This window comes from Streptomyces sp. NPDC050549 (assembly GCF_040655035.1).
Classification (GTDB): Bacteria; Actinomycetota; Actinomycetes; order Streptomycetales; family Streptomycetaceae; genus Streptomyces.
On record NZ_JBFAJD010000028.1, the window covers coordinates 19,269 to 33,003 of the forward strand.

General features: G+C 70.7%; 12 protein-coding genes and 1 pseudogene. 4 read left to right on the top strand and 9 right to left on the bottom strand.

Translation table 11 applies throughout. The annotated features are described in order from the left end of the window. Positions 1-10 precede the first annotated feature (10 nt). A complete protein-coding gene (locus AB0I51_RS32610) occupies positions 11-1,009 on the bottom strand; it encodes a Gfo/Idh/MocA family oxidoreductase (RefSeq protein WP_362981383.1) in 999 nt (332 codons plus the stop codon). Between the two features lie 87 nt (positions 1,010-1,096). Here AB0I51_RS32610 and AB0I51_RS32615 point away from each other — a divergent pair, with 87 nt between their 5' ends. Then, entirely contained in the window at positions 1,097-2,383 is a 1,287-nt protein-coding gene (locus AB0I51_RS32615) for a multidrug effflux MFS transporter (RefSeq protein ID WP_362981385.1), read from the top strand. Beyond that, a complete protein-coding gene (locus tag AB0I51_RS32620) occupies positions 2,335-3,510 on the top strand; it encodes a serine hydrolase domain-containing protein (protein WP_362981387.1) in 1,176 nt (391 codons plus the stop codon). The genes AB0I51_RS32615 and AB0I51_RS32620 overlap by 49 nt, the downstream gene beginning before the upstream one ends. Positions 3,511-3,795: 285 nt before the next feature. Here the strand turns inward: AB0I51_RS32620 and AB0I51_RS32625 are convergent, their stop codons facing one another. The 4 genes and pseudogenes from AB0I51_RS32625 to AB0I51_RS32640 all read right to left on the bottom strand — a co-directional run bounded on the left by AB0I51_RS32625 (position 3,796) and on the right by AB0I51_RS32640 (position 6,733). After that, a complete protein-coding gene (locus AB0I51_RS32625) occupies positions 3,796-4,326 on the bottom strand; it encodes an SRPBCC family protein (RefSeq protein WP_362981389.1) in 531 nt (176 codons plus the stop codon). Positions 4,327-4,329: 3 nt separating this feature from the next. Then, a pseudogene (locus tag AB0I51_RS32630) lies at positions 4,330-4,509 on the bottom strand (alkene reductase); the annotation flags it as partial. Positions 4,510-4,855: 346 nt separating this feature from the next. Next, positions 4,856-5,797, bottom strand: coding sequence for an NADP-dependent oxidoreductase (locus tag AB0I51_RS32635; RefSeq protein ID WP_362981391.1), 942 nt, complete (start codon positions 5,795-5,797; stop codon positions 4,856-4,858). Positions 5,798-5,911: 114 nt separating this feature from the next. Beyond that, on the bottom strand, positions 5,912-6,733 hold the full coding sequence (locus tag AB0I51_RS32640) for a helix-turn-helix transcriptional regulator (RefSeq protein WP_362981393.1): 822 nt from the start codon (positions 6,731-6,733) through the stop codon (positions 5,912-5,914). Positions 6,734-7,397: 664 nt separating this feature from the next. On the opposite strand from AB0I51_RS32640, the gene AB0I51_RS32645 reads away from it, so the two are divergent. Then, positions 7,398-8,378, top strand: coding sequence for a small ribosomal subunit Rsm22 family protein (locus tag AB0I51_RS32645; RefSeq protein ID WP_362981395.1), 981 nt, complete (start codon positions 7,398-7,400; stop codon positions 8,376-8,378). Positions 8,379-8,591: 213 nt separating this feature from the next. Beyond that, on the top strand, positions 8,592-9,329 hold the full coding sequence (locus tag AB0I51_RS32650; protein ID WP_362981397.1) for a bifunctional DNA primase/polymerase: 738 nt from the start codon (positions 8,592-8,594) through the stop codon (positions 9,327-9,329). A gap of 33 nt (positions 9,330-9,362) precedes the next feature. Here the strand turns inward: AB0I51_RS32650 and AB0I51_RS32655 are convergent, their stop codons facing one another. The 4 genes from AB0I51_RS32655 to efeO are packed head-to-tail and all read right to left on the bottom strand — an operon-like array spanning position 9,363 to position 13,603. Further along, a complete protein-coding gene (locus tag AB0I51_RS32655; RefSeq protein ID WP_362981399.1) occupies positions 9,363-10,352 on the bottom strand; it encodes a hypothetical protein in 990 nt (329 codons plus the stop codon). Beyond that, on the bottom strand, positions 10,312-11,184 hold the full coding sequence (gene efeU / locus AB0I51_RS32660) for an iron uptake transporter permease EfeU (protein ID WP_362981401.1): 873 nt from the start codon (positions 11,182-11,184) through the stop codon (positions 10,312-10,314). The genes AB0I51_RS32655 and efeU overlap by 41 nt, the downstream gene beginning before the upstream one ends. A gap of 3 nt (positions 11,185-11,187) precedes the next feature. Next, positions 11,188-12,459, bottom strand: a complete 1,272-nt coding sequence (gene efeB, locus AB0I51_RS32665; RefSeq protein WP_362981403.1) for an iron uptake transporter deferrochelatase/peroxidase subunit — start codon at positions 12,457-12,459, stop codon at positions 11,188-11,190. A gap of 7 nt (positions 12,460-12,466) precedes the next feature. Beyond that, positions 12,467-13,603, bottom strand: a complete 1,137-nt coding sequence (gene efeO / locus AB0I51_RS32670; protein ID WP_362981405.1) for an iron uptake system protein EfeO — start codon at positions 13,601-13,603, stop codon at positions 12,467-12,469. Positions 13,604-13,735 lie beyond the last annotated feature (132 nt).

Consider the following 13,735-nt stretch of genomic DNA (forward strand, 5'->3'; position numbering starts at 1 on the left):
GGAGCCCGGGTCAGCCCTCCTGCGGGTACCGCACCCCGATCCGCTCCCGCACCGTGTCGAGCGTGCGCATCACCGCGAGAGTGCCCTCCAGCGGCACCAGCGGCGACTCGGTCTCACCGGCCCGCAGCGCCCGCATCACCTCGGCCGCCTCGTGCCGCAGCGTGTTGCGCGGCCCGTCCGCCGGGTCGAGGACGAACTCCTCGGGGTCACGCCCGTCCCGGTGCAGCACGAACCGCTCCGGATGGAAGAAGCCGTCCGGGATGTCGATCCGGCCCAGCGAACCGGTCACCGACGCCGAGGTCCCCGTACCGCCGACGATCGAGCAGTGCAGCGTGGCCAGCGCGCCGCTGTCCCAGGAGAACAGGGCCGCCGTCTGCAGATCGGCACCCTCGGCGGACAGCACGGCCGACGCCTTGATGCCGGCGGGCTCACCGAGCAGCAGCTGCGCGAACGACACCGGGTACACCCCGAGGTCCAGCAGCGCGCCGCCGCCCTGCGCCGGGTCCCGCAGCCGGTGCGAGGGCGGGAAGGGCCCGGCGAGCCCGAAGTCGGCCTGGACGGTACGCACTTCGCCGATCGCACCCTCGTCGACGAGGGATTTCAGCCGCCGTACCAGCGGATTGCAGTACATCCACATGGCCTCCATCAGGAAGCCGCCGCGCGCCCTCGCCAGTTCCACGAGCTCGGTGGCCTCACGGGAGTTGAGGGTGAATGCCTTCTCGACGAGCACATTGCGTCCGGCCTCCAGACAGAGACCGGCCGCCGCGCGGTGCGCCGAGTGCGGGGTGGCGACGTAGACGACATCGATGTCCCCGTCCTCCGCCAGCGCGGCCCAGTCGCCGTAGGCCCGCTCGATCCCGAACCGTTCGGCGAACGCCTTCGCCGACTCCTCCGTCCGGGAGGCCACCGCGACGACCTCCGCGTCCGGCAGATCCACCAGCGCCGCCGTGAACGCGGCGGCGATCCCGCCGGTCGCCAGGATCCCCCAGCGCACGTTCTCTTCCGTCATTGCGGCCCCACCCTCGCTCACCAGTACCTCGGCACCTCGTACGAGCTGAGAGCATAGGTGGCGGATCAGTCAGGGAGGGAGGGGCGCATGCCCGAGCAGAGGGCGCAGGCGCCGGCCGCGCCGCAGTCCGCCGTACCGCCGCCGTTCAAGGCGACCCGCCGCGCGAGTCTCCTCGTCGTCCTCGTCCTCGGCGGCCTCACCGCGACACCCCCGCTGTCGATGGACATGTACCTCCCCGCGCTCCCGGAGGTCACCCGCGCCCTGCACGCGCCCGCCGCGACCGTGCAGCTCACCCTCACCGCGTGCCTCGCCGGCATGGCCCTCGGGCAGCTCGTGGTCGGCCCGATGAGCGACCGATGGGGCCGCAGACGCCCGCTCCTGACCGGCCTCGCCGTCTACGTCGTAGCGACCGCCCTGTGCGCGTTCGCGCCGAACGTCGAATCCCTGGTCGCCTTCCGCCTGCTCCAGGGCCTGGCGGGCGCGGCCGGAATAGTGATCGCGAGGGCCGTCGTCCGCGACCTCTACGACGGCGTGGCCATGGCCCGCTTCTTCTCCACCCTCATGCTGGTCTCCGGGGTCGCCCCGATCGTCGCGCCGCTCGTCGGCGGCCAGATCCTGCGGGTGACGGACTGGCGGGGCGTGTTCGTCGTCCTGACCTTCGTCGGGGCCGCCCTCGCGGTCCTCGTCTGGACCCGCCTCCCCGAGACCCTCGCACCCGCCGACCGGCACGTGGGCGGTACCGGCGAGGCCCTGCGCTCCATGCGCCGCCTCCTTGCCGACCTCCCCTTCACCGGCTACGTGCTCACCGGCGGCTTCGCCTTCGCCGCCCTGTTCGCCTACATCTCCGCGTCCCCCTTCGTCGTCCAGGAGATCTACGGCGCCTCCCCGCAGACCTTCAGCCTGCTGTTCGGCGTCAACTCGGTCGGCCTGGTCGCGGTCGGGCAGATCAACGGCAAGCTGCTGGTCGGCCGGGTCTCCATGGACAAGGTGCTGGGCGCGGGCCTGGCGGTGGTGGTGCTGGCCGCGACGGCCTTGCTGCTGATGGCGACGGGCGTGTTCGGAGAGGTGGGCCTGGTCCCGGTGGCCACCGCCCTCTTCGTCCTCATGTCGGCGATGGGCGTGACGCTCCCCAACGCCCAGACCCTCGCCCTCATGCGCACCAAGCACTCCGCGGGCTCCGCCTCCGCGCTGCTGGGCACCTCCTCCTTCCTCATCGGGGCCGTGGCCTCCCCGCTCGTCGGCATCGCGGGCGAACACACCGCCGTACCCATGGCCGTGGTCCAACTGGTGGCCGCACTGGTGGCGGTGGCCTGCTTCGTGGGAATGTGCCGTCCCTGGAACACCCGTACGACCGCGGAGGGAGTGGGGAGCTGAGCGCCCCGAGACTGCGCAGCGACACACCGGAACGAGCGGGCCTCGACGCCGGTGAACTCCGACACCTGATCCGGGAGGTCCACGACCTCACCACCGGCGACCGCCCCTGGGCGGCGGGCACCGTCGTGGTCGCCGGCCGCGGCCCCGTGATCGCCGTGGAGGAGGCGGCGGGCTGGGCCGTGCGGTATTCGGCCTACGACCCCGGGACCGACGCGGGTGTGGAGCTGCCGTTGGCCTCCCGCGTCCCGACGACGGTCGACACCCCCTTCGACCTGGCCTCCCTCACCAAACTCTTCACGTCCGTCGCCGCGATACAGCAGATCGAGCGGGGCACCCTGGGCATCGACGCCCGCGTCGGCGCCTACCTCCCGGACTTCCGCGCCGCCGCCCGCCACGACATCACCGTCCGCCAGCTCCTCACCCACACATCCGGCCTGCGCCCCGAACTCCCGCTGTACGACTGCGCGGACGACTCGGAACGGCTGGCGATGCTGCGGGCGGAGGCACCGGTGGGAGAGTCGGGCACATACCTGTACTCCGACCTCAACCTCCTCCTGCTCCAGTTCGTCCTGGAATGCGTCAGCGGACGCACCCTCGACGGCCTGGTCCACGACGGCATCACCCGCCCCCTGGGCATGACGTCCACCGACTTCGGCCCCTGCCCCGGCGCGGCCGCCACCGAGGACCAGCGCCGCCCGTGGGGCAAGGCGGACCGCGGAATGCTGCGGGGAGTCGTCCACGACGAGAACGCCTGGGCTCTGGGCGGCGTGGCCGGCCACGCGGGCCTGTTCTCCACCGGCCGCGACCTGGCGGTGTTCTGCCGCACGCTCCTGGCGGGGGGTTCCTACGGCCCCGCCCGCATCCTGGGCGCGGATTTCGTGGAACTGCTGCTGACCCCGCCGGGGCTGGGCTTCGCGGTCGATCAGGCGTGGTTCATGGGGGAGTTGGCGGGGCGGGGGGCGGTGGGGCACACGGGCTTCACGGGAACGTCGCTGGTGCTGGATCCGGCGACGGACACGTTCCTGGTCCTGCTGGCGAACACCGTGCACCCACGCAGGAGAGGGCCGGACAGCGGGCCGAGGGCGGCGGCGGGGACGCGGGTGGCACGGGCGGTACGGGGTTTTTGAGGCGGGCTTTTCGACGCGCTGAGGCGGCGGGTGGTGGGTGGGCACAGGTCCCGGGGGGGGGCTGGGGGGCGGAGTCCCCAGGGACGGGGGTACCAGTAGCGGGCCACCTACGAGTTGGGCCGCGCGCGACGCCTCACCCGCTGTCACACATCACCACACCTGTACGAGGAACCCGTAGGAGGCCGGCGGGACGCCTGCCTCCTACGGGTTGCAGCACGGGCTCAGCGCGGTTCGCACGACCCGGTCGGGCCGGTCGGGATGCTGATGTCGTGCTGCTTCGGGCCGTCAGCAGGCCAGGGGCGGCACCGGCTCGCTGTTCTTCTCCGTTTCGATGACGTGGACGCACCGGTTGAGGGCGGCGGCCATGTAGCGGCGCCAGAGCGGGGTGAAGGGGCCGGTGAGGATCCAGCGTCGGCCGGGCAGCGGCTTGAACTCATAGGTCCAGCGGATGAGTGTGCCGTCGCCGTCGGGGTTGACGTTGAACTCGCCCCGAGCTCCGGCCGCGAGGCGGGAGAGGATGCCGGTGAAGTTGGTCAGCTGGTAGGCGAAGCTGGATCCGGGCGTGTATTCGGTGAGTTCTTCGTCCGCCTGGGAGCCGTCGTCGAACTGCGGGTTCCTTCGGGAGCCCGCGTGGTCCCAGGCCCCGGTCTGGTTCTTCACACCGCTGATCCCGGGAAACGGGAAGACCGGGCGGAAGACGGTGGGAAGGTCGATGGGGGCCAGGATGCGGAAGGCGTCCTGGGGCACCGCGAGAGTTCGCTGCTGGACGGTGATGGTGACGGTCTTGTCGTCTGGCTTGATGAGGAGAGTGGTCATGGTTCAGCTCGCAGCGGTGGTGGTGAGGGCCGGGTAGTCGGTGCAGGCGCGGTGGTCGCCGCCGTAGAAGGTGGCCGGGTCGGGCTCGTTGAGGGGCGCACCCGTGTGGATGCGGTGGGGCAGGTCGGGGTTGGCCGGTGCCGCGGCGCCGACCGTGACGACGTCGGCCAGACCGGAGTCGAGACCGGCGAAGCGAGTGTCGAGCAGTGCCGGTAGACGTCGTGGGTGTCGTGCTCGGTGAATCGTGACGTCGGTCGGGATCGGCTGGGCCGCCGAGGCGGCACCGGTGATCGGCTCCCACATGGCGCGGCGTGCGCCATGGCCTCGGTCATGGCTGTCCTGTCCTTTTGGCTCATGGGCCTGAGCTGGTGTGCTGCGTAGAAGCGGTGGAGTCCCAGCCAGGATTCGGCGGTGTCCGCCATGAATGTGCCGGGGCTGCGCACTGCCAGGTACGGCAGAGCGCAGCCCCCGCGATGACTCGACCGCTTGTAGGAAGACGCGACGCGATCGCCGTGCCGGAGAAGGTCGCCTAGGTGAGAGAGACGGCGGAGGGAAGGACGAGGACCTTGCCGGAGAGCGCGCCTTCTGCGGCCTCCGCGTGCAGCGCCGGCAGCTCGGCCAGCGGTACCCGTCGAGCGATGTCGACGTGCAGTGCTCCGGAGTCGACCAGCGTCACCAGCCTCGCCAGCTGCGCGGCGTCGCTGTTGACGAAGAGGTTGACGCCGCGCACGCCGCGTTCCTCGTCGGAAGGCGCGGGCATCCACACCGTCGTGTTCACCACGATGCCGCCGTCGCGGACCACCGAGGTCAGCGCGGCCAATTGGATCGGCTCGACCGGCGCGAGGTTGAGCACGACGTCGACCAGCGCGGACAGCCCGGGGACCCCGTGGCCGAACACCTCGTCGGCTCCCGCCGTCCTGACGCGTTCACTGCTGCGCGGCCCGGCCGTGGCGATCACGTGTGCGCCGGCGTGCTTGGCCAGCTGGACGGCGTAGCCGCCGACCGCGCCGCCCGCACCGTTGATCAGGACCCGCTGGCCGGCAGTCAGCTTGGCGTGGTCGAAGAGGGCCTGCCAGGCGGTGAGCCCGACCAGCGGCAGCCCGCCCGCGTCGGTCAGCGGGATGCTTGCGGGCGCCGCCGTCAGCAGGCCGGCAGGTGCGAGCACGTACTCCGCCGCCGCGCCGGCACCGGTCATCGGCAGGAAGCCGACAACCTGGTCACCCGCCCTGACCCCGTCGGCGCCCTCGCCCAGCGCGTCGACCGTGCCGGCGACGTCGATGCCGGGGGTGTGCGGCAGGGTCACCGGGATGGGGCCCTGCATGTAGCCCGCGCGGATGTTGCCGTCGACCGGGTTGAACGACGTCGCGGCCACCCGGATCCGGACCTCCCCGGCCGCGGGGACCGGCTGTTCCACGTCCTCGTAGCGCAAGACGTCCGGAGAACCGTACTCATGGAAACGCACTGCTTTCATGGCAAATGCCACCTTTCATGACAGGGAAATATGCTTCAAATCTGAAGCATTGTGAGACCTGGGCATGCCTCGGCTCCGAGACAGTGCCTTCAGGTGGGTGAGGGACGACAGCCGCTAGGCGGCGGTCAGGAGCTGAAGCTTGCCGTGGCTCGGGGAACCGGGCACGGCGGTGAACACCAGTAGCGTCTGATGCTGCTCCGGATCCAGCAGCATCTCGGCGTACAGCTCCAGTTCCCCCAACTCGGGGTGCAGGTAACGCTTGAGGTCGTGATGATGGGTCACTCCCACCTCGTGCAACCGCCAGATGTTCGCGAACTCGGAACTGACCTCCAGCAGCGCCGCGACGATCTCGCCGGCCCTCCCTGTGGGATCCGCCGTGTACGCGTCCCGGATCTCCGCGGCGAAGACCCTGCCCCGTATCGGATGGTCCTCGACGGGGTACAGGCCACGGACCCGCGGATCACCGGTGAACCAGCGGTAGACCAGGTAACGGGACATGCCCGAGTACTGGGTGTAGTCACCGAGCAGGGCGACCGCCGGGCGCGTCTGCAGCAACGCCTCGCCGAGCCGTGACAGCACGATCGCGGGCACGTCCGAGAGACCGGCGACGATCCGCAGCATCGTGGGACCGATGTAATCGTCCCGAAGGACTCGCCGCGGCGCCGGGATCCCGCCCAGGACGAAGAGGTGGTCACGCTCGCTCTCGTTGAGACGCAGTGCCCGGGCGAGCGCGACGAGTATCCGCTCCGACGGCACCGGACCTCGCTGCTGCTCGATGCGGCTGTAGTAGTCGGCCGACATCCCGGCCAGCGCCGCCACCTCCTCGCGCCGCAGCCCGCCGGTGCGGCGCCGCTGCCCGCGGGGAAGCCCGACATCCTCCGGCTGCAACGCCTCACGACGTGCTCGGAGAAAATCTGCCAGCAACGCCCGGTCCATCGTCCGGCCTCCTCTGTTCGACAGGGCAATCCTGACCCGAACCGGGAACCGGATGAAGGGCGGTTCTAACCGCGGACAAGTTGTCCCTGTCTGGTGCTGTGACCACATGGGTTCGCCGAGGCGGCGGCTTCGGCGGTTGCTCCGCGTGCGCAGGTTGAGCGACCCGGAAGGGCACAAGTGTCGTCCGCGGACGCAATGCCATTTCCAACGGTGGAGCGGGACGCGGCACGCCGGGCCGGCGCGCGCGGCGGCCTCGGACGCGGTGAGACGTGATTCGAGGCGGTGAGTGCCGTGGCGGATTCCTCCAGGTGTCGCCGGCGTGCGCGGCGACGGTGGGGGCGACAGGCCGGCGTCGGCGCGGCGGGTGTCGGCCAGGTTCCCGGCCGCTTGGGCCGGCGCCGGTTTGAAGGTGGGTTCGCGTTCGTCGACGTGGTCGAGGAGCAGCCCCTCGGCCGGTTCGAGCAGGGCGTTGGGGGGCGCGTGGGCAGCCCCTGGGCCGAGGTCGCTCACGGTCCGCCGGACCATGATGGTGTGTGCCAGGGGGACCTGCGCCGCGGGCGAGGTGGCCTGGCCGATGAGGCGGGAGCGGGAGGTTCAGCGGGCCGGCAGGTGCACTTCCCGGCCTGCACCGGCGTCGCCCGCGCCCACCTCTTAGAATCGGCGGGTGAACGACCCCGTGACCCCGGCCGAATCCCTCCGTACCGCTCTCGCCGCGCTGCTCGGCGGCCTTCCGCCCAGGCAGGCCGCCGGTGCCGTGGAGCGCCTGATCGGCAAGTACCGCGGGGCCACCCCGACCGACGCCCCGATCCTCAGGGACCGTGCGGACGTCGTCGCCTACGCCGCCTACCGGATGCCGGCGACCTTCGAGGCCGTACGCTCCGCGCTGGACGCGTTCGCCGACGCGGTGCCCGGCTGGACTCCGCAGGGGCACACGGACGTCGGCGGCGGCACCGGCGCCGCGACCTGGGCGGTCACCGCCACCTGGTCCGGCGACCGCCCGGTGACCGTACTCGACTGGGCCGAGCCCGCACTCGGCCTCGGGAAGGAGATCGCCACCGCCAACCCCGGCCTGCGGAACGCCAGTTGGCGGCGGGCCCGCATCGGGTCGGCGCTCACCCTCGACGCCACCGACCTCGTCACCGTCTCCTACGTCCTCAACGAACTCACCGTCCCGGACCGCGCCGCCCTCGTCGACGCCGCCGCGTCCGCCGCACAGGCCGTGGTGATCGTCGAGGCCGGCACCCCCGACGGCTACGCCCGCGTCATCGAGGCCCGGGACCGGCTGATCGGCGCCGGGTTCCACATCGCCGCGCCCTGCCCGCACAGCGCCGCCTGCCCGATCGTCCCCGGCGAGGACTGGTGCCACTTCTCGGCCCGGGTCAGCCGCTCCTCCCTGCACCGGCAGGTCAAGGGCGGCTCCCTGCCGTACGAGGACGAGAAGTTCAGCTACGTCGCCGCCACCCGCCTCCCCGTCGAACCCGCCCCCGCCCGGGTCGTACGGCGTCCGCAGATCCGCAAGGGCCAGGTGCTTCTCGACCTCTGCGAGAGCGACGAGCAGCTGCGCCGGACGACGGTCACCAAACGCCACGGCGACCTGTACAAGGCGGCCCGGGACGCGAGCTGGGGGGACCCCTGGCCGTCGTAGCGCCGGAGCGCCGCCGCGTCGTAGGCCTGAAGGTCGTAAATCCCGGCAAATCGTCCGATAGGCGGTGATCCGGGTCTCGGTGTGTCTCGTCCCACCTACCCCGCATGTGGGGTACCGCCTCCCGGGGCGCAGGATGGTGCGACGATGGGGGAGGTTCTCCGTACAACAACAGGACAAGAACAGCAGGGCGACAACAGCGAGGCGAGGAGATAGATGAGCGCGACGTTCGGTGGCCGGACCGGTCGGCAGGGCAGACTCTCCTCGTGGCTGCGTGGACGCCGCCCGCAGGAGGAGGCCGCCGACGGCAGTGGGCGCGAGGCGCTGCTGCTCGCCGCCGCCGGAGCGGGACTGCCGCTCGCGCCCGCCGCGCACCCGGCCCCGGGCTATCGATGTTCGTGCGACCGGGTGGGCTGCCCCACACCGGCCCGGCACCCGGTGTCCTTCGCCTGGCAGACGCAGTCCACGACCGACCGCGCGCAGATCGAGCGCTGGGCCCGCCACCAGCCGCAGGCCAACTTCATCACCGCGACCGGCATGGTCAACGACGTCCTGGACGTCCCGCTGGAGGCCGGCCGCGAGGCGCTGGAGCGGCTGCTCGCCGCCGGTATCGAGGTCGGGCCCGTCGCCGCGAGCGACGACGGGCGGCTGCTCTTCTTCACCCTCACCCGTGGCACCCCCGAGGACGAGGACGAGTGGTGGCCGTGCGAACTGGACTGCCACCCCGAGACGATGGACGAACACCCGGGGCTGCGCTGGCACTGCCGCGGTTCCTACGTCCTCGTACCCCCGGCCCAACTGCCCGGCGAGAACCAGTCGGTGCACTGGGTGCGCGGCCCCGAGCATCCCCTGCCCGACCCGCTGACCCTCCTCGAAACCCTCACCGACGCCTGCGCCCGATACGCCGGCCAGGAACCCGACCACGCGAACGCGGCCTGGCCGCTGGGCCGTTGACCATCAGGGTTTGCGTGACGGTCTGAGCGGCCGTCAGCCGCCCTGCGCGGAGGTCAGCCCCTCGATCCGGCCCAGCACCGACACCTTGCCGCCCCGCTTCGGGTCCAACGCCACCTGGTTGGACACGAGTTGGAGGGTGAGGGACTGCTGCACGGTGCCCGTCGTCAGCGCCTGCACGTCCTTGTTCTGGGCCGGCACCGAGGTGCCCGTCGCCGCGGTCTCCTTCTGGAAGTAGCGCGTGGCGTAGAACACCAGTGCCCCGCCGTCCGCCGTGCGCAGCGTCAGCGGCGCGTAGTCGCCGTTCGTCAGCGGTTCGTCGAGGAACTGGACGGCCAGACCGGGCTTGGTGGCCTTCTCGCGGTCCGCGCGCCACGCGCTGGTGTGCGCGCCGTCCGCGAAGTCCGTCCCCCCGCTCTTCAGATACGTCGCATAGCGCTTGCTCAAGTCCCCGGGCGCGACGGCGAGTTCGGCCGAGTTGATGGGCACTGCCTCGGCCCAGCCGTCCTTGTCGGTCTTGAACTTCGGTACGGCGGCGGGCGCGAGCAGGGTCAGATACGCCACCTGCCACGGCTCGGACAGGTCGTTGCGGGTGAACACCAGCAGCCAGCGGGCGCTGCCGCCCTTGTTGGCGGCGGTGTCGGCGAGGAACCAGCGCGGCCAGCCGGCCTTCTTCGGAATGGTGAACTTCGCGTCCGTCAACTCCAGCGGGGAGTAACTCGGGTTCCCCGACGGGTAGTTGGTGTGCCCCGCCTTCAGCCGCGCCGCGTCGATGTCACCGAGCGCGCCGGTGACATGAGCGGCGTCCAGGGCGCTGTCGTACGCCTTGTCCGCCGCGTTGTACGCGGTCGTGAACTGCTGGAGCGCCTTGGCGGCCTCGGCGCGGGTGGTGGCCGGGAGGACCTCGCGTTCCCCGTGGACCACCACACAACCGCTCGCCGTCAACGACAATGCGGTCAACGAGGCCGCTATGAGGGCGCTCCGGTCAAGCCTTCGAGGCCTCCGAGGGCTTCGGTCCCTGCTCATCAGCTACCTTCACCTTCCCCTTCCCGGAGGCGAACCCTACCGGGGCGAAGAACAGGGTGAGCGTGGGGATCAGGTACAGCAGCCACACCGTGATCTGCAGGACGGTCGGGTCCGGCTGGAAGTTGAAGACGCCCTTGAGGAGGGTGCCGTACCAGCTGTCCGGCGGGATCGTGCCGCTGATGTCGAAGGCCAGATTCGTCAGCCCCGGGATCCAGTCGGCCTCCTGGAGATCGTGGAAGCCGTACGCCAGCACGCCCGCCGCGACCACGACGAGCATCGCGCCGGTCCAGGTGAAGAACTTCGCGAGGTTGATCTTCAGGGCGCCCCGGTAGAACAGCCAGCCCAGGAACACGGCGGTGGCCAGGCCCAGTCCGACGCCGACCAGCGGGCGCGGGGTGCCGTCGCTCGCCGCGTGCACCGACGCCCACACGAACAGCGCGGTCTCCAGACCCTCGCGGCCGACGGCGAGGAACGCGGTGGCGACCAGCGCGCCGGTGCCCATCGCGAGGGCCGCGTCCAGCTTGCCGTGCAGTTCGGACTTCAGGTGCCGGGCGGTGCGCCGCATCCAGAACACCATCCACGTCACCAGACCCACCGCGAGGATCGACAGCGAGCCGCCGAGCGCCTCCTGCGCCTGGAACGTCAGCTCCTGGGAGCCGAATTCGAGCGCGCAGCCGAAGCCCATCGCGATGAGGACGGCGACGCCGATGCCGATCCAGATCGGCTTGAGCGCGTCCCGCCGGTCCGTCTTGACCAGATAGGCGATCAGGATGCAGACGACGAGGCTGGCCTCCAGCCCTTCGCGCAGACCGATCAGATAGTTGGAGAACACGGTCTACGACTCCTTCGCGTCCTTGGAGAACAGCGTGCTGCCCCACCAGTCGTCCTTGTCGCGGACGCCCGGCGGGACGGCGAAGACCGCCGAACCCACGTGCTGGATGTACTCGTTGAGCGCGTCGGTCGCCGACAGCCTGCGCTGCAGCGGGATGAACCCCTTGCGGACGTCGCGCTGGTAGGCCAGGAAGAACAGGCCCGCGTCGAGCCGGCCGAGGCCGTCGGTGCCGTCGGTGAAGGAGTAGCCCCGGCGCAGGATGGTGACCCCGCCGTTGGAGTCGGGGTGCGCGAGCCGGACGTGCGCGTCGGGCTTCATCGCCTTCAGGAATGGCGCGTCGTGCTCCTTGGCCTTTCCGACCGGCGCGCCCTCGCCCTTGTCCCGGCCGAAGACGTCCTCCTGCTCCTGGAGCGAGGTCCGGTCCCAGGTCTCGATGTTCATCCGGATGCGCCGGGCGACGAGATACGAACCCCCGGTCATCCAGGCCGAGTTCTCGCCGACATCCCCCTCGCCGACCCACACGAACTTCTTCAGCCGGTCCGTCTCGGTGCCCGCGATGTTGCGGGTGCCGTCCTTGAACCCCATGAGATTGCGGGGGGTTTGGGCGCCCGGAGTGGTCGACGAGGTCTTCCCGAAGCCGAGTTGGGACCAGCGGATGGCGACCTTGCCGAAGCCGATCCGGGCCAGGTTGCGGATCGCGTGCACGGCGACCTGCGGATCGTCCGCGCACGCCTGTACACAGAGGTCGCCGCCGGTACGGGACTTGTCGAAGTTGTCGCCGGGGAACTGGGGCAGGTCGACGAGAGCCTCGGGACGGGCGTCCTTGAGCCCGAACTTCTCGAAGAACGACGGCCCGAAGCCGATGGTGAGGGTCAGCCGCGAGGGTTTCAGCCCCAGCGCCTCACCGGTGTCGTCCGGCGGCGCCTCGGCGAGCCCGCCGTAGGCTCCGTCGCCGACCGCGTACCCGCCGGTCATCCGCCGGGCGGCGGCCGTCCAGTCCTTCAGCAGCTGCACGAACTCGGCGCGGTCGTCGGTCTTCACGTCGAACGCGGCGAAGTGCAGCCGGTCCTGCACGGGCGTGGCGATGCCCGCCTGGTTGGTGCCGTGGAAGGCGACCGCGGCACCGGTGTCGGCGCCCGCCGGATCGACGTCCTCGCCGACCCGGGTCATCGCCACCGCACCACCGGCCGCGACGGCACCGAGCGCGAGCCCGGCACCGCCCCAGCCGATCAGCGAACGGCGGGAGGGAGCACTGTTTTCCTGAACTTCGGTCATTTCGGGCCTACTTCACTACGGCGGCGGCGAGCTTCGACAGGGGCTCCGCGAGCGCGTTGACCGCGTCCGACAGCTCCTTGCGCTGGTCTGCGGTGACCTTGTCGTACGACACGAAGCCGTCCGAGGTCGAGGTCGACCGGTACTTGTCGAGCAGCGTGTCGATCGCGGTGAACTGCTTGTCCAGCTCGGTGGTCAGCGCCGCGTCGTTCTTCTGCGCGACCGGCTTCAGCAGCTCGTACGCCTTCTCCGCGCCGTCGACGTTGGCCTTGAAGTCGCTGAGGTCGGTGTGCGAGTAGCGGTCCTCCTCGCCGGTGACCTTGCCGGTGGCGACCTCGTCGAGGAGTTCCTTGGCGCCGTTGGCCATGGAGGTCGGGGTGATCTCGGCCTTGCCGACCCGCTTCTGCCAGTCCTTCAGATCGGTGAGCAGCTCATCGGCGAGGGCCTTCTGCTCGGTGCCGGCCTTCTTGTCCACCCACAGGGCCTTCTCCAGTGCGTGCCAGCCGGTCCACTTCTGGCCCTTCTCCAGGTCGTTGACGCGGGTGTCGGTCTTGGGGTCGATGTCCCCGAACGACTCGGCGATCGGCTCGGTGGTCTCCCAGCCGACGCGGGAGGGGGCGTAGGCGTTCTTGGCGGCTTCGATGTCGCCGGCCTTGACGGCGTCGACGAAGGTCTCCACCTTCGGGATCGTCGCGTCGGCCTGCTCCTGCGCGTACTCGCGGTAGGCGGCGACGGCCGCGTCCAGCTTCGGATCGCGCTTGGCGACCGAGCCGCCGGTGACGGTCAGCTTCTGCCGCACACCGTGGCCCTTCATGCCGGGGCGGCAGGCTATCTCGTACGACCCCGCCTTCACCTCGGCGGTGAGCGTGTACTTGGTGCCCGGCCCGATGTTCTCCTTCTCGGAGACGATCCGGTCGTCCGGGAAGAGGATCTCGACCTCGGTCGCCTTCGAGCCGGTGTTCTCGATCTTCAGCGTGACCTGGCCCGCCGGGATCGACTTGGTCGAGGTCGTGCACTTGGAGTCGGCCGCGGTGACCTGGATCGCGTCGCCGTCCTTGGCGTCGCTCTTCGCGGTGCACGCCGTGACGGCGGTCAGGGCGGCCGCGGCGGCGACAGCGGTGACGACGGGAAGTCGGACGGCACGCATGCAGGCTCCAAGCGGAAGTGTCTGGTGAGGCAGTGTGGTGAGGCTGCCCTAACTTACCTGAGGCTTACCTCACTCATACCCACCCGGTCCGGTATTCGCTGGCCACGGAAAAATCACAGACACGGCTTGATC

Coding starts and splice junctions, on each gene's coding strand:
- AB0I51_RS32610 (WP_362981383.1), bottom strand. CDS start 1,009: ATGACGGAAGAGAACGTGCGCTGGGGGATCCTGGCGACCGGCGGGATC.
- AB0I51_RS32615 (WP_362981385.1), top strand. CDS start 1,097: ATGCCCGAGCAGAGGGCGCAGGCGCCGGCCGCGCCGCAGTCCGCCGTA.
- AB0I51_RS32625 (WP_362981389.1), bottom strand. CDS start 4,326: ATGACCACTCTCCTCATCAAGCCAGACGACAAGACCGTCACCATCACC.
- AB0I51_RS32635 (WP_362981391.1), bottom strand. CDS start 5,797: ATGAAAGCAGTGCGTTTCCATGAGTACGGTTCTCCGGACGTCTTGCGC.
- AB0I51_RS32640 (WP_362981393.1), bottom strand. CDS start 6,733: ATGGACCGGGCGTTGCTGGCAGATTTTCTCCGAGCACGTCGTGAGGCG.
- AB0I51_RS32650 (WP_362981397.1), top strand. CDS start 8,592: ATGAGCGCGACGTTCGGTGGCCGGACCGGTCGGCAGGGCAGACTCTCC.
- AB0I51_RS32655 (WP_362981399.1), bottom strand. CDS start 10,352: ATGAGCAGGGACCGAAGCCCTCGGAGGCCTCGAAGGCTTGACCGGAGC.
- efeB (WP_362981403.1), bottom strand. CDS start 12,459: ATGACCGAAGTTCAGGAAAACAGTGCTCCCTCCCGCCGTTCGCTGATC.
- efeO (WP_362981405.1), bottom strand. CDS start 13,603: ATGCGTGCCGTCCGACTTCCCGTCGTCACCGCTGTCGCCGCCGCGGCC.